14 protein-coding genes are annotated in these 16,945 nt (G+C 66.6%); 3 read left to right on the top strand and 11 right to left on the bottom strand.

Annotated features, from left to right (window positions below):
- Positions 1-230 precede the first annotated feature (230 nt).
- On the top strand, positions 231-1,556 hold the full coding sequence (locus tag AB4Z37_RS27345) for a glycosyltransferase family 61 protein (RefSeq protein ID WP_441519862.1): 1,326 nt from the start codon (positions 231-233) through the stop codon (positions 1,554-1,556).
- A gap of 190 nt (positions 1,557-1,746) precedes the next feature.
- Here the strand turns inward: AB4Z37_RS27345 and AB4Z37_RS27340 are convergent, their stop codons facing one another.
- The 7 genes from AB4Z37_RS27340 to AB4Z37_RS27310 all read right to left on the bottom strand — a co-directional run bounded on the left by AB4Z37_RS27340 (position 1,747) and on the right by AB4Z37_RS27310 (position 8,946).
- Entirely contained in the window at positions 1,747-2,064 is a 318-nt protein-coding gene (locus AB4Z37_RS27340; RefSeq protein WP_441519861.1) for a hypothetical protein, read from the bottom strand.
- Between the two features lie 154 nt (positions 2,065-2,218).
- Positions 2,219-3,322 (bottom strand): DegT/DnrJ/EryC1/StrS family aminotransferase, encoded by a 1,104-nt coding sequence (locus tag AB4Z37_RS27335; RefSeq protein WP_441519860.1) that lies wholly within the window; start codon positions 3,320-3,322, stop codon positions 2,219-2,221.
- Positions 3,319-3,732: a sugar 3,4-ketoisomerase gene (locus tag AB4Z37_RS27330; protein WP_441519859.1), complete on the bottom strand. Its 414-nt coding sequence runs from the start codon at positions 3,730-3,732 to the stop codon at positions 3,319-3,321. The genes AB4Z37_RS27335 and AB4Z37_RS27330 overlap by 4 nt, the downstream gene beginning before the upstream one ends.
- A gap of 41 nt (positions 3,733-3,773) precedes the next feature.
- Positions 3,774-4,859, bottom strand: a complete 1,086-nt coding sequence (locus AB4Z37_RS27325) for an FkbM family methyltransferase (protein WP_441519858.1) — start codon at positions 4,857-4,859, stop codon at positions 3,774-3,776.
- The gene (locus AB4Z37_RS27320) at positions 4,856-6,016 is read right to left on the bottom strand and encodes a Gfo/Idh/MocA family protein (RefSeq protein WP_441519857.1); all 1,161 of its coding nucleotides are present in this window, start codon (positions 6,014-6,016) and stop codon (positions 4,856-4,858) included. The genes AB4Z37_RS27325 and AB4Z37_RS27320 overlap by 4 nt, the downstream gene beginning before the upstream one ends.
- Positions 6,016-7,191: an ATP-grasp domain-containing protein gene (locus tag AB4Z37_RS27315; RefSeq protein WP_441519856.1), complete on the bottom strand. Its 1,176-nt coding sequence runs from the start codon at positions 7,189-7,191 to the stop codon at positions 6,016-6,018. Before AB4Z37_RS27315 ends, AB4Z37_RS27320 begins: the two co-directional genes overlap by 1 nt.
- A 72-nt stretch (positions 7,192-7,263) precedes the next feature.
- Positions 7,264-8,946, bottom strand: coding sequence for a glycosyltransferase family 61 protein (locus tag AB4Z37_RS27310; RefSeq protein WP_441519855.1), 1,683 nt, complete (start codon positions 8,944-8,946; stop codon positions 7,264-7,266).
- Here AB4Z37_RS27310 and AB4Z37_RS27305 point away from each other — a divergent pair.
- Positions 8,945-9,904, top strand: a complete 960-nt coding sequence (locus tag AB4Z37_RS27305; protein ID WP_441519854.1) for a glycosyl transferase — start codon at positions 8,945-8,947, stop codon at positions 9,902-9,904. The genes AB4Z37_RS27310 and AB4Z37_RS27305 overlap by 2 nt on opposite strands.
- Here AB4Z37_RS27305 and AB4Z37_RS27300 read toward each other — a convergent pair.
- The 4 genes from AB4Z37_RS27300 to rfaD are packed head-to-tail and all read right to left on the bottom strand — an operon-like array spanning position 9,901 to position 15,606.
- Entirely contained in the window at positions 9,901-11,814 is a 1,914-nt protein-coding gene (locus tag AB4Z37_RS27300) for an SDR family NAD(P)-dependent oxidoreductase (protein ID WP_441519853.1), read from the bottom strand. The genes AB4Z37_RS27305 and AB4Z37_RS27300 overlap by 4 nt on opposite strands.
- Positions 11,811-13,124: an O-antigen ligase family protein gene (locus AB4Z37_RS27295; protein ID WP_441519852.1), complete on the bottom strand. Its 1,314-nt coding sequence runs from the start codon at positions 13,122-13,124 to the stop codon at positions 11,811-11,813. Before AB4Z37_RS27295 ends, AB4Z37_RS27300 begins: the two co-directional genes overlap by 4 nt.
- Positions 13,121-14,593, bottom strand: coding sequence for a D-glycero-beta-D-manno-heptose-7-phosphate kinase (gene rfaE1 / locus AB4Z37_RS27290; protein ID WP_441519851.1), 1,473 nt, complete (start codon positions 14,591-14,593; stop codon positions 13,121-13,123). The genes AB4Z37_RS27295 and rfaE1 overlap by 4 nt, the downstream gene beginning before the upstream one ends.
- A gap of 32 nt (positions 14,594-14,625) precedes the next feature.
- Positions 14,626-15,606: an ADP-glyceromanno-heptose 6-epimerase gene (gene rfaD / locus AB4Z37_RS27285; RefSeq protein ID WP_441519850.1), complete on the bottom strand. Its 981-nt coding sequence runs from the start codon at positions 15,604-15,606 to the stop codon at positions 14,626-14,628.
- A 227-nt stretch (positions 15,607-15,833) separates the two neighbouring features.
- Here rfaD and waaF point away from each other — a divergent pair, with 227 nt between their 5' ends.
- Complete coding sequence (gene waaF / locus AB4Z37_RS27280; RefSeq protein ID WP_441519849.1) at positions 15,834-16,919, top strand: lipopolysaccharide heptosyltransferase II; 1,086 nt, start codon at positions 15,834-15,836, stop codon at positions 16,917-16,919.
- The last annotated feature ends 26 nt before the right edge of the window (positions 16,920-16,945 follow it).

The following is a 16,945-nucleotide window of genomic DNA, read 5'->3' as shown; positions in this document are numbered from 1 at the left end:
GCTTTGACGAGTTCCTGCAAGTTTGCGTCCAGCCTGGAATATCCTTCTGTCCGTATACTCCCTGTCCGTGCGACCGTAGATCGATGGCCCGTATGCAGCGTCAACATCCTCGACCCGATATCGACATCGACGCGGAATTGGGCTTAGAGACGGGCTCACTCGCCCCGCTCCGGCCGATCTATCGCAGCCGGCTTCTGCACTTTCCGATTTTCAGATTCTTCAAGGATACCTTGCTGTCGACTTATTGGCGGGCCCACGGGCTCAAGGGAGAGCTTCGCTCGTTCTACCGCAAGCGCCTCTCCCGCTATTCCGCCTTTCGCACGTTGCGGAATTGGGTGTTCTCGGTTCACGATCGCTACCGGCGAGAGTGGATCCGGCTGTCGCTGCGCTACCGCGGCGACACCTTTGCGCTGGTGCAGATCGACACCTATGCGCAGGAGCATCATCTCTCCAGGCAGACCATCGAGCCTGAGACCCTGATCGAGATTCCCTCGCCGCGCTTCATCGGCTTCACGCCGGATGAATATGCCGGCCTCAAGACCGTTCGTGTTCCCTCTCCCAGGCTGGCGCTGACCGAGGTTCCACAAGCCAATGTGATCGGCGGCACCGACTTCGTGCTGGTCGGTGACGAAGCCATCCATTCCAGCTTCTACAATCCGGCGCGTGAAGTCTGCCCGGCCGAGACATTCGGCGAGGCGGGCCTCGATCCGGACCAGAGGCTGATACGGACCAGGGTGCCCCGCGGCCGGCGGCGCGTCGGCCCGGCGGCGACCATCATCGGCCAATGTGCCGGCAACTACGCCCATTGGCTCACGGAAATCCTGCCGAAACTGGTGGTGCTCGACAGCAGCACCGCGGACAAGGACCTGCCGCTGCTGATCGATGGCTGGGTTCACCCCAACCTCCATGAGGCGCTGCAGGTGGTGAACCACAACAAGCGGCCGCTCATCCAGGTCGAGCGCTGGGAAATGGTGGCGTCCGAACGCGTCGTCCATGTCGCACCGGTCGCCTACATCCCCGCCGAGTACCGGGAATACGTCACCAGCGGCAAGATCCTGAAAACAGGCCCGGACGAGTTTCCGTTTTCGCGAACCGCGCTGCTCGGCCTGCGCGATGTCGCGTTGAAGGCCGCTGCACCCGGCAAGAAGAAGTACCGCAAGCTCTATCTGCGCCGCGCCAACAACGGCAACACCCGCACCGCGGTCAACGATCACGAGGCGGAAGCGCTCGCCCGCCGTTACGGCTTCGAAACCATCGAGCCCGGCGGCCTGTCATTCCGCGAGCAGCTTTCGATCTTCAGCGATGCGGAACTGGTGGTCGGGCAGATCGGCGCCGCACTCTCCAACGTGATCTTCGCCCGGCAGCAGTGCAAGGTCATCGTGATGTCGCCCTACTACGAGGACGCCAGCTACTATTTCTGGTCCAATCTGTTCGGCATGCTGAAACACGAGCTGTATTATGTCGTCGGCCCCCAGATCGGCGAAGGCCACCCGTTTCATAAAAACTTCAAGATCGATATCGGCGCGCTGGAAAAGGCATTCCGGCAATTCGCGTGACGCAGCCCGTTCGCATGGCCGCGTTAGCGTGCCTCTGTTCGGGTACCTCCGTTCGGGTGCAGTGGTCGGCGTAGGCTGGCCGGATGCGGCGGGCATGGAGTTGCCGCGCCGGAGCACGAAACATCATCACGGCGCAGCGGTAGCTGCGTAACGGCAGGGCTGGCGCGCGCGGGTTCGAATTGCCGAAAGGCTACATGTTGGGGCCGGTTGCGGCCTTCAGCGAAGCGATCACCAGCCGCAGGCTGTCCCAGCGAAAGCCGAGCCAGCCCGCGATCGCCACGCACAGCAGAATGAAGCTGATCGGCTCGAGATAGCGGCGCCAGGTCCGGAACAGCGACACGACGGCGCAGATCAAAGCGACCGCAAGCGCCTTGGCGGCACTGCCGTTCAACAGATCGATGGAAATGAACATCATGATCGCGATCACGATGGCCTTGAGAACACCAAGCCCACGTTGAAGGATGAAGCCGTCGAACTCCCGGCCGAAGCGCTCTTCGTACTCACCCATCGAAGCTGGTCCCCAAGATCAACAGGCCCGGCCTCACAGCCGAACCCTCAAACGCCTTCTGCTACCTAGCAAACGCTTGCCACGCCAACAACGGCCCCCGATCGCAAATCCCTGAACGGAACAAGTTCCATCAGGCGGCGCCCCCGGCCGCGGCTCACGGCCGCCAGGCCGTGATCGCCCCCAGCACCTGCTCCACCTGCTGACCCGTCATCCCCGGGAACAGCGGCAGACTCAGCACACGGTTCTGCAAGCGCTCCGCGATCGGGAATGTCCTGCCATTGTGGTTCTGCCCGGCATAGGCCGGCTGCAGGTGCGGCGCCACCGGATAGTGGATCATCGTCTCGACGCCGTGATCCTGCAGGTGCGTACGCAGGCGCTCGCGATCCGCCGCGCTGACCACGAACAGGTGCCAGGACGATACGGTGTCCGCCAGCGGCTCGACGACCTCGATCCCGCGGTTGGCGAGCTCGGCGATGTACTGGTCCGCGATCGCGCGCCGGACAGCATTGCCCTGCTCGAGCGTTCGCAGCTTCACACGCAGCAGCGCCGCCTGCAGCTCGTCGAGGCGCGAATTGCAGCCCTGCACGAGGTGCTCATATTTCTTCTTCGAGCCATAGTTACGGATCAGCCGGATCTGGTCGGCCAGCGCATCGTCATCGGTGGTGACGGCGCCGCCGTCGCCCAGCGCGCCGAGATTCTTGCCGGGATAGAAGCTGAAACCCGCCGCATGGCCGAGCGAGCCGGCCTTGCGGCCGCGATAGAGCGCGCCATGCGCCTGGGCGGCATCCTCGATCACCTTGAGGCCATGCCGCTGCGCCACCGCGTTGATCGGATCCATATCCGCCGGATGCCCGTAGAGATGCACCGGGATGATGACCTTGGTACGCGGCGTGATCGCCTGCTCGAGCGCGGCGGGATCGAGATTGTGGGATTGAGGATCAGGCTCCACCGGGACGATGGTGGCGCCAACGCCGGTCACCGCCAGCCAGGTCGCGATGAAGGTATTGCTGGGAACGATGACCTCATCACCGGGGCCGACATTCATCGCCCGCAGGGTGATCTGCAGCGCCTCGAGGCCGTTGCCGACGCCGATGCAGTGCTTGACCCCGCAGTACTCGGCGAACTCGCGCTCGAAGGCCTGGACCTCATTGCCGAGAATATACCAGCCCGAATCGATCACGGACGTCGCCGCGGCCACCAGGTCGTCGCGGATGGCGCGATGTTGAACGGTGAGGTCGAGGAACGGAACCTTGGTCATCGCGTCTTTTCGATTTCCTGGAGGAATTCGTCATAGGTGCGCATGTAGTCGGCTTCGTCATAATACTCCGAAGCGATGTTCATGCAGACTGCGCCGGAGGAGAAGTTGTCGAGATCGCGCCACGTCATCGGCGCGATGTAGAGCCCGACATAAGAGCGGTTCAGATGGAATTTCTTCCGCTCCTTGCCATCGTCCAGCGTGACGTCGAAAGCGCCGGACATCGCGATCATGAGCTGGTGCAGCTTGCGATGCGCATGGCCGGCGCGGGCAGCACCGCCCGGGATATCATAAAGATAATAGACCCGCTTGATGTCGAAGGGAATCTGCCGCCCCGCCTCGACAATGCTGAGATTGCCGCGGCTGTCCTGGATTTTCGGCAGTTCAATGATTCTACAATCGCTCAGAGCCATTTAGATCTCACGGGTTGAGGACATCCCTACAGATTATTGTCCTAATGTTTCGGAATGAAGAACATCACGGTTTCGTAGATGGTTTCCGTATAATGCCTGACATACAAGTCGTAATCGTCGCGCACCGCCAGAATCGCCTGCGGAATGCGCCAGAAATCGCCGGCATTGTGGTAGATCGACATCGCCAGGCGCGGATGGGCTGATGCGATCGTCGCCTTTCCGCCCTCGATCGCCTTCAGCTCGGCGCCCTCGATATCCATCTTCACGAACGTCGGTGCCTCGTCGATCACATCGTCGAGCCGGTCGACCTCGATCACCAGGCTGCCCTGTTCATCGATCCGGGAGGTCGATCCGCCGGCACTGAACTGCAGCCGCTCCTTGCGGTCGGACAGGCCGCAGGCATGAAAGCGGATGTCGCGGTGCCCGGCGAGGCGCGCCTTGCAGACGTCGATGTTCTTCTGTTCCGGCTCGAACACGTGGATCGCGCGGTAGTCCGGGCAGCGCTTGATGAATTCGAGGCTGGTGTGGCCGTCGAAGCAGCCGACGTCGACAAAGATCTCGCCGCCGCGCTGCAGCGCCAGGAACGGCTCGAAATACTGCACATCCTCGCGCGCGGTGAAGCCGCGCAGGTTGTCGAGATCATAGCTGACGCGGAAGTTCACCAGCTTCTGGAAGACCTGCCGCGACTCGTCGTCGGCGAGCGCCGCGAAGATGCGTTCATATTCGGATCGGTTGGCGGCGAACTCGGCGGCGAAGCCCTCGTTGAAGACGATCTCGCGCAGCGGCAATCCGGACCATTTGCAGAACGCGAAATAGTCGAGGTGTTCCAGGCCGAAGGTATCGAGATGGCGCATCACCGTGAACGGACGGCCGCCGGAGGCGATCAGCACCATCGCATCCTTCGGCACCGCCGTCGTCTTGACGATCGGCAGCCCGAGGAACGAACTGTTGTTCGAGAAATCGTCGATGAAGCCGTCGACCTTGACCTGCCTGACGAGATCCTCGCCATAGGCGTTGCAGCCGAAGATGTACTTCCTGCGGCCGTTGTCGCGCACGAACTCGCCGCAGAACCTCTGCGCGACCTCGGCCCATTCCCGCCTGCCCGCGTCTTCGACGATCAGCTTCATGTGGAAACGCTCACCCAGCTTTTCTTGGTGGAGGACGACTTGATGGCTTCGAGCATGCTCAGCCCTTCGAGCGCATCGTCGATGCCGAACACGTAAGGCGGAAACTTCGCGCTGTGGTCGCGCCGATAGGCTTCGAGCGCATCCGCCACGTCGCTGTAGTAGTTGGCGAAGGCTTCGATGAACCCGGCCGGGTGCCCGACCTTGAAGCGCGTGTAGCGGGCCTGGTTGGCGATCACCGCCTCGCCGCTGCCGCGGTCCAACCGCGACTTGCGGCCGGCGACATCGGCGAGATGCAGGTATTCGGGATCTTCCTGATGCCACTCGGCGGCGCCGTTGCGGCCGAACAGCCGCAGGCGCAGACCGTTGCGATAACCCAGCGCGCTCTTGCCATACCAGACATTGGAAGTCAGGCCGCCGGTATAGCGGGCGATGCACAGCACGTTGTCCGCGACCTGGTCGAAATGGCCGAAGCTGTCCTGAATGGCGACGAGCTCGCGCGGGCTCTCGCCGGTCAGGAACTTGGTGAGGCTGTGGACATGTGTCCCGAGGTCCAGCGACACCGTGGGAATGCTGCTGCCGTCACGCAGCCGCCAGTCCTGGGGCGACGGACGGTTGCCCCTGGCGTCGAGCCGGGCAAAGCCTTCCTGCGGCATCTCGACATGGATCTGACTGATCGGGCCGAAGTGTCCCTGATCGATCAGGTGGCGCAGTTCCCGCAGCATCGGATAGGCGGTGTAGTTGTAGGTGACCGCGAGGAAGCCGCCGGCCTTGTCGAGCGCCGACTTGATCGCGAGCGCATCCGCGGACGAGCCGGCCAGCGCCTTCTCGCAGATCACCGGCACGCCGCTCGCGATGCATTCGAGCACCTGATCGCGGTGCTGGTCCGTCGGCGTCAGCACCAGGATCGCATCGAGGCGGGAACGCTCGGCCGCCAGCAGCGCGCCGAGGCTGTCGTAGACTCGTTCCTTCGCGACGCCATAGGCCGCCGCGGTATTCAGGTTCGGCGCGCTCCTGCGGCTGAAACAGCCTGCCACCAGCTCGTAGCGCTGATCCATGTCGATCGCGATGCGATGCACCTGGCCGATCGCCGAGTCGACGCTGCCGCCGAGAAAAGCGACCTTCAGCTTGCGATGCCCGGCGGCATCCCGCTCCTGCATCACGCGCGCTCCAGGGCTTGAATCGTCACATGGCTCGCCCACCGCGGCGCGACCTCCAGCATCTCCTCCCGGCTGTGATGCTCCGCGAACAGAATGGCCAGCTTGTCATAGGGCGCGGGCTCGAGCACCTCGCCGCTGATCTTGAGCTGCACCACCTCGACGTTTTTCGCCGGCGCATTCTGGCTGAAGGAGTGGGCGACGACGCGCTCCGTCACCGAGATCGTGTGACGGCTGTAGGGCTTGAGATCGGCGTTGCGCGGCGGCACGGCATAGCGCTCGCCGAGATACTTGGCGACGACGAGATCGTGGTACGGCACGCCCGTGGAGCGCTCGACGAGGCCGCCATAGAGATCGCCCGGACAGCGGCGCATGCACTCGATCAACCAGACGTTCGTTCCGTCGGCGATGAACTGGGTGTGCAGCAGCCCGTCGGCCAATTGCAGCGCGCCGACCAGGCGCCGGATCGCGGCGCGCACCGCATCCTGAATCGCCGCCGACAGCCGTGTCGGATGGTTCGAGCAATCGACCTGGAACGGATAGACGGTGCAGAACTCGTCGACGAAGGTATCGAAGGCGATATCGCCGTCCTCGATGAACGCGGTGTGGCTGTGGAGATTTCCCTCCACGAATTCCTCGACCAGCACCTGGCCGGAGCGCGAGACCTTGAGGGCCTGCTCGATCACCGAGGACAGATCGGCATCGGCCGACGTCTTGGTCATGCCGCGACCGCTGAAACTGTCGTCGGGCTTGAACAGCAGCGGCTGCGCCAGATCGAACGCCGCGACCTCGTCGACCGAGCGCAGCTGCCGCGCGCGCGGCGCCGGAATGCCGTTGGCCTCGGTGAATTTCCGGAAACTGACCTTGGTGTGCAGGACCTGCGCGATGTCGAAGCGGTCGAAGCCGGCAAAGCCATGCTGCTCCGCAACCGCCGCGCAGGACATGTAGGCGTAGTCGTTGCAGCTCGGAACCAGATAGTCGATCGACTCACTTTTCAGAAAATTGGCGAGTTCCGCCGCGACCGAATAGTCGAAGTAAAACGAGCGATCCGCATACTGATGGCAGGGATCGTCCTTGGCGTTGCCGCACACCCAGACATCGAGCCCACGCCGCTTCAGCGCAAAGAACAGGGGCGCGGCACTGAAGCTGCTGCCGACAAGTAATGCGATCTTGCTCATTTAGCGTTCGTTTCCAAAGACTTCATCCGAACATCGATGTCTAAACCGCCCCGCGTGAACCGGGGCGCAACCTCAAGGGCACGTTCTCAGCGCCTCGCCCAAGGTTCCGGGATCGATGTGATAGTCATTATGAATGGGGTGCGCCCGTTGAGATGAGGGTTTGCCTAACACGAACAACAGCTTGTGTCCAAGCACCCCGGCTAGCACGGCATAATAATAATAGTTGTCGTTTTCATAGAATGGCGCGAGGGCCAAAATCGTCGCTCCGGCAGGGGCAAAGATCATGTTGGCGAGGCTGGCGCCGACCGGCGCCGCAATGACGCGCGCATTGCGGCACAAACGAACCTGCTCGGCGAAACCGAGCTGCCCGGGATCGACAAGGGTAAAGCCGCTGTCGCGCATGATGCGCTCGACCTCATCCACATTGCTCAATCCGCGGGCGTTGGTGCTGCCGGTTCCCCGCCGCAGATAGATTTTCTCCGGCACTGCCGTCTGCGCAGGCTCTGCGACGCGTTGCGCCGCGGTTCGCAGCGCATCGAGCGCGTAGCGCGAGAAGCAGTTCTTGTATCTGGGATGCGGCTTGTTGCTGAGCTTGTGCGGAATATACGGCTCATAGCCGGTCGCGGAGACCTCGGCGAGCACGTCGACCGCCACCGGCTGCCAGCGCTCGACCGGAATCACCGGACGCGGCTTGCATGACAACAGCGTGACAGCCTCCCGCATGTTGCGGTGGATCCAGCCATCCACCAGCAGCGGCCAGTCATCGTAGCCGGACGATGCATCGAGAATCGCCAGCCTCGGCGCGATCTCCGTCATCCAGTGCGCGTAGTTGCCGGCGCTCTGCCCGAGCAGATTGACCGCGCGCGGCAGCGTTCGCGCGACCGGCCCGAAATACGACGTCATGGCGGTGCGCGCGGCATCGACCTTGATGAAACCGCGGATTTCAGCCGGCGATTCCTCGCTTTTCGGCGCCAGCAGATCGGGATGGATCGCACAGCCCTGCGCCAGGACGAAGCTCGAGCCGCCGACCACGGTCGCCCCGGCGATCTCGATGATGCGCGCTTCCGGCACGTCGATCTCGATGGGCGCGGCCATCGCCAGCGCCGCCGATGGCGCGCCGATGATATGCGGCGGCGGCAGGACGAGATGCGCCGCCGGTGCGATGAACGATGTCGGCGGATTCATCCGGCGCCGAAATTCGGAAAAGGACGCGAACGTATAGGAGGCGATCGTGTCGCCGCGCCGCAGCCGGCAGTTGAGGCGAAAGCCCGCGCGATAGACCGCGAGCGCGATTTCGCGACCGAGCCGGAAGATGAAATACTGAGCGAGATACTTGCGATAGACCCGCAAGCCGTTCGAGACGATCTTCCCCATCACCACTCGACTATGACGTATCCAAAACATGTCCCGGCGCCGCCGCCCCGCGGCCTCCGACCGGTTTACTTGAGCGCGACGGCCCGCTTGATGTAAGGAAACCGCCGCCGGATTCCTGCTGCCAGATCCCTGCTGCAACGTCCCCGGGGACGACGAGCAGTCCGGGGGTGACGCGCCGGCAGCTTCGGCCCATGCTCGGCTTCCCGGGCCCACGCGCACCCACGGCCCATCGACAGACACCCCGCCGCCTGGCCGGACTCCTAGCGGAAAGACCGATCCGGCACAAACCTCCCAGGAACTCGCCAGCCCCGTGACGATCGCATCTCTGCCTACCCCCCTGTCCCTCGCCGCGCTCCCGATCGCCGCTGCAATCCTTTGCATGGCCCTGATCGTCCTGCTGCGGCCCCTTCTTGCCCGTTACGCCCTCGCCCGCCCCAATGCCCGCTCGTCCCACAGGATCCCCACGCCCCAGGGCGGCGGGATCGCCGTGATCGCGGCGGCCATCGCCACGGTCGCCCTGGCGGCCATGACGGGGGCCCAGGGCGGGATTGGCACCGTCGCCGTGGTGCTGGGGGCCGCCGTGCTGCTGGCCATCGTGGGAACCGTCGACGACCTCCGGCCGATCCCGGTGCTGCCGCGCCTGCTGCTGCAGGCGGCGGCGGTCGGGGCGGTGATCGCCGTCCTGCCCGCAGACCTGCGGGTCCTGCCGCCGTGCCCGCTGTGGCTGGAGCGGGCGGTGCTGGCGCTCGGGCTGTTGTGGTTCGTCAACCTCACCAACTTCATGGACGGGCTGGACTGGATGACGGTGGCGGAACTCGTCCCGGTGACCGCGGCGCTCGCCGCCTTTGCCGTCACCGGCGCGGCTCCTGCCGAGAGCCTGCCGGTGATGCTCGCCCTTGCCGGCGCCCTGCTCGGATTTGCCCCCTTCAACCGCCCGGTCGCGCGGCTGTTCCTCGGCGATGTCGGCAGCCTGCCGCTCGGCCTGCTCGCCGGCTGGGGCCTGATCCTGCTGGCCGGCAGCGGCCATCTCGCCGCCGCGCTGCTGCTGCCGCTGTACTATCTCGCCGATGCCACCCTCACCCTCGGCCTGCGCCTGCGCCGCGGCGAGAAGGTCTGGGAAGCCCACCGCAGCCACTTCTACCAGCGCGCCACCGACAACGGTTTTGCGGTGATCGAGGTGGTCGGACAGGTGTTCGTCCTGAACCTCGTGCTGGCCGCCCTGGCCACGCTGTCGCTGGTGTGGCCGTCGGCGCCGGCCGGCATCGTGCTGGTCGCCGCCGGCGCAGCCGCGGTCACGCTCGTGCTGGTGCGCTTCGCGCGGCCACGGCGGACAATTTAAGCCTGCGCCGCCCGCCCGAACTCGGGCACCGCATCACGCAGCACCCCCTCGATCACGCTGCGGTCCTCGGTGACGACGGCTTGTTCCAGCGCGCCCAGCCAGCCGCGCAGGGTCTCGAGCGGCGGCTCGGCGGGCCGGGCGGCGACGATGCCGGCAATGCCGATCTCGGCGGTCGGCTCCTGGTGCGCGAACAGGATCTCGTGCAGCCGCTCGCCGGGGCGCACGCCGGTGAACACGATCTCGATGTCGTAGCCGACCTGCAGGCCGGACAGGCGGATCATGCGCTCGGCGAGATCGACGATCTTCACCGGCTGGCCCATGTTGAGCACATAGACCGAGACGTCCGGCCGCTGCGGCTGCAGCGCATGGGTCGCCGCCGTCACCACGAGGTCGCAGGCCTCGCGGATGGTCATGAAGTAGCGCACCATGTCCGGATGGGTGACGGTGACCGGCCCGCCCGCCTCGATCTGCGCCTTGAACTTCGGCACCACCGAGCCGTTCGAGGCCAGCACGTTGCCGAACCGCACCGAGATCAGCCGCATCGGCGGCTTGCCGTTGCCCTTGCTCTGCAGCTTGCGGTCGAGCGCCTGGCAATACATCTCGGCGAAACGCTTGGTCAGCCCCAGCATCGACACCGGCTCGATCGCCTTGTCGGTCGAGATCATCACCATGGCCTCGGCGCCGGAGGCGAGCGCGGCGTCGGCGACGTTGACCGAGCCGAAGATGTTGGTCTTGACGCCCTCGGCCCAGTCGCGCTCCAGGATCGGCACATGCTTGAGCGCCGCGGCGTGGAACACGATGTTGGGCTTGAACTCCTGCATCAGCCGCATGATGCGGTCACGGTCGCGGATGTCGGCGATGCGGCCCTCGATCTGGACATCGGCGCCGCGCTGGGCGAGCTGCTCGGTCACCGCATGCAGCGCCGGCTCGGCGTTCTCGATCACCAGCAGCCGCGCAGCACCGAACGTCGCCACGCGCTCGCAGATCTCCGAGCCGATCGAACCGCCCCCGCCGGTGACCACCACCGCCTTGCCCTTCACCAGCGCCTCGAGCCGCCCATAGTCGATCTTGACGCTCGGCCGCAGCAGCAGGTCTTCCACCGCCACCGGGGCAAGCTGCGGCGTATCGCGGCTCTCCTCCAGCGACGGCAGCCGGCTCACCGTGAGGCCGAGCTTGCGCGCCCGCATCAGCACGGATTCCGGCTGCATGTCCGGCTCGAACGCCGACGGCAGCATCACCACGCGGTCGAACGGCTTCTGCCGCCGCTCGAAATCGCCGGCGACGTCACCGAGGTCGTCGAGCCCGCCGAGCACCGGCACGCCGCGGATGATCTGGCCGCGGTCGGCCAGCGACGGCGACAGGATGCCGACCGGCCACAACCGCTTCACCGCTCCGTTCTCGATGGCGCGCAGCAGCACCTCGGCGTCGGCGGCGCGGCCAATCAGCAGCGCCGGCGCGGCGGCGATCACGCGCGCCTGGTTGCGCGTGCGGGTGTAGCGGAAATAGCGGTAGGCGAGCCGCGCGCCGCTGAAGAAGAAGATCTGCACGAACCAGTAGAGGATGATCGTGGTCTTGCCGAGGAAGAAGGTGCCGAACACGTTCGGCGCCAGGAAGATGTAGTCGACGACCAGCAGCGCCACCGCCAAGACGGTGGAGACGCGCAGGATGTTGAACAGGTCCGGCAGCGAGATGAACCGCCACTTGGTCGCGGTCAGCTGGAACAGGTAGCTGACGACGAAGCTGAACAGCAGGAAATACGGCAGGATCCACAGCAGCAGCGGCAGGCGGTCGAACAGCCGCGAGCCCTCGAAACGCAGGTAGAACGCCACCAGCACCGCGGCGCCGGTCGCCAGCACGTCATGCAGCGCGATCAGCCAGTTGCGCCAGGTCATGCGGTAGAGGCGGATCATGGCCGCGCACCTCCGCTCGCGGCGGCCCCTCGCGGCGGCGCAGCCGCATCGTCGCGGCGCGCCTTCAGCGCCATGCCGCCGGCGACGCCGACGCCGATGACATACATCCAGCCCTCATGGAAATCGAACAGGTGCGAGTTGAGCAGCGAGCTCACCATGTTCTGCACCACCACCAGCAGGCCGACATAGGCCGCAAGCGAGGGACCGCGGAACAACAGCAGATGCGCGATCCACATCGCGTACAGCACGAGGCAGCCGAGCAGCCCCCACTGCACGGCGACATTGAGCGTCTGGTTGTGCGGATTGCCGATGACGTCGGCGGCAAGCCCGCTCTTGCCGGCCGCATCCTGCTCGAACAGCATCTTGGTCGACCCGGTGCCGTTGCCGACGAGCGGCGCCTTCGCGATGAACTTCAGCGACCGCGTCCAGTAGCCGAGCCGCTGCGCCGTCGAGGTGATCTGGTTGTTCTGATAGCCCTCGTACTCGACGCCGATATGGGTGACGCGCTCGCGCAGGTACGGCGAGGAGAACCATACCGCGACGGCCACCACCGCGGCGCCGGCGAACAGCAGCACCGTGGTGCGCGCGCGCAGGTGCAGCGCAGCGAACAGCGCCAGCAGCACCGGCATGTAGACCAGCGCGGTGCGCGCCGACACCACGAACATCATGTTGGCGAAGAACGCCAGCATCAGCGCCGCGCAGGCGAGCGCGAGGCCCCACCGCCGGCTGCGGACCAGCGCCAGCCCCGGAAACGCCAGCGCGAACATGCACAGCGCGAACTCCTGGCTCTGGTCGATGTAGTTCTTGACCGGCACGCCGTCGGTCGCGGTGAGCTTCAGCGCCGGAAACACCAGCACGACATAGGACCAGGCGAGCAGCAGCGCGCATGAGGCGAGGAACGCCGCCAGCACCCACAGCCCGCGCCGCGAGCGTTCGAAATGGTAGATCAGGAGCGGGATCAGCAGCAGCTTGGACACCGGATTGATGCCGTGCAGCCGTTCCGGCCACGGGCTCGACGCCCACAGCGTGCCGACGACCGCGAGCGCGAAAAACGCCAGCGGCAGCAAGCAGGCCGGCCGCCGCAGCGACACCAGCAGCTCCCGCCAGTCGACCGTGAAGGCGAGCGCAATCAGCCACAGCGCGACGAACACCGCCGGCGGCGTCGTCGACCACGGCAGCGACGCCGCGGCGAGCGCCGCGAAAATGTCGGTGTTGCGCATGCGCACCGCCGGATCGCGCAGCGCGGCCATCAGTCCGCGCCCCGGTCCGCCGGCCGGGGCACCATCACGCGCGATCGCGCCCCCGCTCACGTCCGCCCCTCGCGCGCCCGCTGCACCAGCGATGTGGTGCTGTGGCCCTGCAGGATGTCGACCAGCACCACTTCGCCGCCATAGGCCTCGACCACGTCATGGCCGACGACCTGCTCGCGGGTGTAGTCGCCGCCCTTGACCAGCACGGCCGGCCTGACCTGCTTGATCAGCTCGAGCGGCGTGTCCTCCTCGAAGATCACAACGAGGTCGACCGCTTCCAGCGCCGCCAGCACCTCGGCGCGCGACAGCTCGTTCTGCACCGGTCGTCCCTCGCCCTTGAGGCGCTTCACCGAGGCGTCGCTGTTGAGGCCGAGCACCAGACGATCGCAGGCGGCACGCGCCTGGGTCAGCACCCGGACATGGCCGGGATGCAGGATATCAAAGCAGCCGTTGGTAAAGCCGATGCGCAAGCCCTCCTCGCGCCACGCCGCGAGGCGGGCGTCGAGATCGGCCGCGCTGGCGGCGATCTTCTGCTCGACGGCGAGCGAGGCCGGCGGCAGAATGCGGCCGCGCAGCTCCGACAGCGCCACCGTCGCGGTGCCGCGCTTGCTGACCGCGACCGCGGCGGCCGCGGCGGCGCAGCGCAGCGCGCCTTCCCAGTCGGCACCGGCAGCCAGCGTCACCGCCAGCGCCGCGACGACGGTGTCGCCGGCGCCGGAGACGTCGCGCACCTTGACCGGCTGCGCCGGCACATGCACCGGCGCGCCCTCGCCCGGCACCAGCGTCATGCCGTGCTCGCTCTGGGTCACCAGCATCGCCTCGCAGTCGGCGAGCAGCATCAGCTCGCGCGCAGCGGTGGCGATCTCGGCGTCGCTGCCGGCGCGGCTGCGGCTCGCCTCGGCGAATTCCTTGCGGTTCGGGGTGAGCAGCGTCGCGCCGCGGTAGATCGCGAAGTTGGCGCTCTTGGGATCTACGATCACCCGCTTGCCGAGCTTGCGCGCGGCATCGATGACATGACGGATCACCCGCGCGGTCAGCACGCCCTTGGCATAGTCCGACAGCAGCACGATGTCGGCGCGCGGCAGCGCCGCGAGCGCAGTGTCGATCAGCTGCTGCTCGACCGCTTCCGCGGCGGGCGCGGCGCGCTCCCAGTCGGCGCGCAGCATGTGAGTGGAGAAATGCTCGGAGACGTAGCGCACCTTGCGCGTGGTCGGCCGCGCCGTGTCCGTCACCAGCAGCGGCTCGATCTGCGGTTCGCGCCCGAGCGCAGCGCGCAGCACGTCACCGGCGGCATCGGCGCCGACCAGGCCGACGAACAGGCAGCGCGCGCCCAGGCTCGCAATATTGCGCGCGACGTTGCCGGCGCCGCCGACATTGGTCTCGCTGCGCTGGACCGCGATCACCGGTGCCGGCGCCTCCGGCGAGATGCGCGACACCTCGCCATAGACGAACTCGTCCAGCATCAGGTCGCCGATGCACAGCACCGTCTGCCGGACCATGGCGCCCGCGAGCGCGTCGAAATCGAACATGAAAAAGCGTCCGTATCCTGAAGTTGGCGCGATCAGCGGTAACGATCGGTGTGGTCGAGGAAGTCCTTCACATAGGCGCCGACCGCCTCTTCCAGCGGCGTGAAGCCGCCATTATAGCCCGCGGCCAGCAGGCGATCGACCTTGGCCTCGGTGAAATACTGGTAGCTGCCGCGGATCTGCTCGGGCATGTCGATGTAGGTGATGTTCGGCGCGCGGCCGAGCGCGGCATAGCCGGCGAGCATCAGGTCGCGGAAGCTGCGGGCGTGGCCGGTGCCGACATTGAACAGCCCGCTGACCGAGCGGCGCGACAGCAGCCACATGATGACGCGCACGACGTCGTCAACATAGATGAAGTCGCGGCGCTGGTCGCCGTCGGCGATGCCGTCGCGGTGCGACTTGAACAGCTGCACCTCGCGGCCGCTGCGCAGATCGTCGAAGCGGCGCGCCAGCACGCTCGCCATGGTGCCCTTGTGGTACTCGTTGGGGCCGAACACGTTGAAGAACTTCAGCCCCGCCCATTGCGGCGGCAGCTTGTCGCCGGCCTCCAGCCGCCCGAGCACCGCGAGGTCGAACAGGTGCTTGCTCCAGCCATAGAGATTCATCGGCCGCAGCTGCTTCAGCGCCGCCACCGAGCTGTCGTCGGCAAACCCCTGCTCGCCGTCGCCATAGGTCGAGGCCGACGAGGCGTAGATCAGCGGCGTCGCGTTGGCGGTGCACCAGTCCAGCAGCTTCAGCGACAGGCGGAAATTGGTGTCGATGACGAGGTCGCCGTCGGTCGCGGTGGTCTCCGAGATCGCCCCGAGATGGATGATGGCCTCGACCCGCCGGCCCTGCAGCCAGGCCATCAGCTCGGCCGGCGGCACCACGTCGGCGAGCTGGCGCTTGGCGAGGTTCTTCCACTTGCCCTCGCTGCCGAGGTGGTCGCAGACCGCGACATCGGCGCGGCCGGCCTCGTTGAGCGCGGCCACGACATTCGATCCGATAAATCCGGCCCCACCGGTCACCAGCAGCATGACAAGTTCCAGTTTTGCGTTGCGGGGGCCACCTTTGCCCCAGACCCGGCCGGCAGGCAACTCACGTCCGGTGTCATTCATGCACCTTCTGGGGACGGGGGCTGGCGTCAACATTTCTCGCCACGCCACTGGACGCCGCCGGCGGCAGGCGATAACCGGCAGGCAGCAGACAAGCGCGCCACCGCGCGCCAATCCAGCCCGCCGGGCCGTGGGACTGTCATATAACTATGAATCAAGATTCATACTTCAAGCTGGATCCGTCGCAGGTCGACCCGTCCGACACCCGCCCGATCCTGATCGTCCCCTACATGTGGATCGGCGACTTCGTGCGCGGCCACACCGCGGTGCGGGTGCTGAAGCAGCGCTGGCCGAACCGCCCGGTGGACATGCTGGCGACCAGCCTGGTGGCGCCGCTGCTCGACTACATGCCGGGGGTGCGCAAGGGGGTGGTCTGGAACCTGCCGCGCAGCCAGCTCGCGCTCACCGAGCAATGGCGGCTGGCGCAAGCCCTGCGGGCGGAAGGCTACGGAACCGCGCTGATGATGCCGCGCACCTGGAAGTGCGCCCTCGCGCCGGCGCTCGCCGGCATCCCCGAGCGGGTCGGCTTCGTCGGCGAGGTGCGGTTCGGCCTTCTCAACGACTGGCGCTGGGGCGAACGGGCCCTGCCCCGGATGATCGACAAGAAGGTGGCGCTGACGCTGCCGCGCGGCACCCACCTGACCATGGACTGGCCGCCGCCCCAGCTCGTCGTCCCCGCCGCCGAGATGGCCGCCTGGCGCGCCAGAAACGGCCTGGGAGACGGCCCGGCGGTGGCGCTCGCCCCCGGCGCGGTCGGCCCGGCGAAACGCTGGACGGCCTATCCGGAGCTCGCCCGGCAGCTCGCCGCGCGCGGCATCGACGTCTGGGTGGTGGGCGGCCCCGGCGAGAAGCCGCTCGCCGACGCCATCGTCGCCGCCGGCGGGCCGCGGGTGCGCGACCTCACCGGCACGGACCTGCGCAACGGCATCCTGGCGCTCGCCGCCGCCCGCCTCGCCATTTCCAACGATTCGGGGCTGCTGCATGTCGCCGCCGCCATCGGCACGCCCTCGGTCGGCATCTTCGGCCCCACCAGCCCCTATCACTGGGCGCCGCTCAACGGCCTCGCCGCCACGCTGCAATGCGACACCAAGCTGTCCTGCCAGCCGTGCCACAAGCCGGTCTGCGCCGTGAACGACCACCGCTGCATGACCGACATCGGCGCCGCCCGGGTCCTGACGGTTGCCGGCGACATCCTGGCCGGGCTCGGGATTACCGCCGCGCCGGTGCCGACCTGAGCGCTTGCACCGGCGGCGGGCGGCCA

Source organism: Bradyrhizobium sp. 2TAF24 (assembly GCF_052115025.1).
Taxonomy (GTDB): domain Bacteria; phylum Pseudomonadota; class Alphaproteobacteria; order Rhizobiales; family Xanthobacteraceae; genus Bradyrhizobium_A.
This window is presented reverse-complemented; position numbering and strand designations above follow the sequence as displayed.

Coding starts and splice junctions, on each gene's coding strand:
- AB4Z37_RS27340 (WP_441519861.1), bottom strand. CDS start 2,064: ATGGGTGAGTACGAAGAGCGCTTCGGCCGGGAGTTCGACGGCTTCATC.
- AB4Z37_RS27335 (WP_441519860.1), bottom strand. CDS start 3,322: ATGACCAAGGTTCCGTTCCTCGACCTCACCGTTCAACATCGCGCCATC.
- AB4Z37_RS27330 (WP_441519859.1), bottom strand. CDS start 3,732: ATGGCTCTGAGCGATTGTAGAATCATTGAACTGCCGAAAATCCAGGAC.
- AB4Z37_RS27325 (WP_441519858.1), bottom strand. CDS start 4,859: ATGAAGCTGATCGTCGAAGACGCGGGCAGGCGGGAATGGGCCGAGGTC.
- AB4Z37_RS27320 (WP_441519857.1), bottom strand. CDS start 6,016: ATGCAGGAGCGGGATGCCGCCGGGCATCGCAAGCTGAAGGTCGCTTTT.
- AB4Z37_RS27315 (WP_441519856.1), bottom strand. CDS start 7,191: ATGAGCAAGATCGCATTACTTGTCGGCAGCAGCTTCAGTGCCGCGCCC.
- AB4Z37_RS27305 (WP_441519854.1), top strand. CDS start 8,945: ATGGCCCTGATCGTCCTGCTGCGGCCCCTTCTTGCCCGTTACGCCCTC.
- AB4Z37_RS27310 (WP_441519855.1), bottom strand. CDS start 8,946: ATGCAAAGGATTGCAGCGGCGATCGGGAGCGCGGCGAGGGACAGGGGG.
- AB4Z37_RS27300 (WP_441519853.1), bottom strand. CDS start 11,814: ATGATCCGCCTCTACCGCATGACCTGGCGCAACTGGCTGATCGCGCTG.
- rfaE1 (WP_441519851.1), bottom strand. CDS start 14,593: ATGTTCGATTTCGACGCGCTCGCGGGCGCCATGGTCCGGCAGACGGTG.
- rfaD (WP_441519850.1), bottom strand. CDS start 15,606: ATGCTGCTGGTGACCGGTGGGGCCGGATTTATCGGATCGAATGTCGTG.
- waaF (WP_441519849.1), top strand. CDS start 15,834: ATGAATCAAGATTCATACTTCAAGCTGGATCCGTCGCAGGTCGACCCG.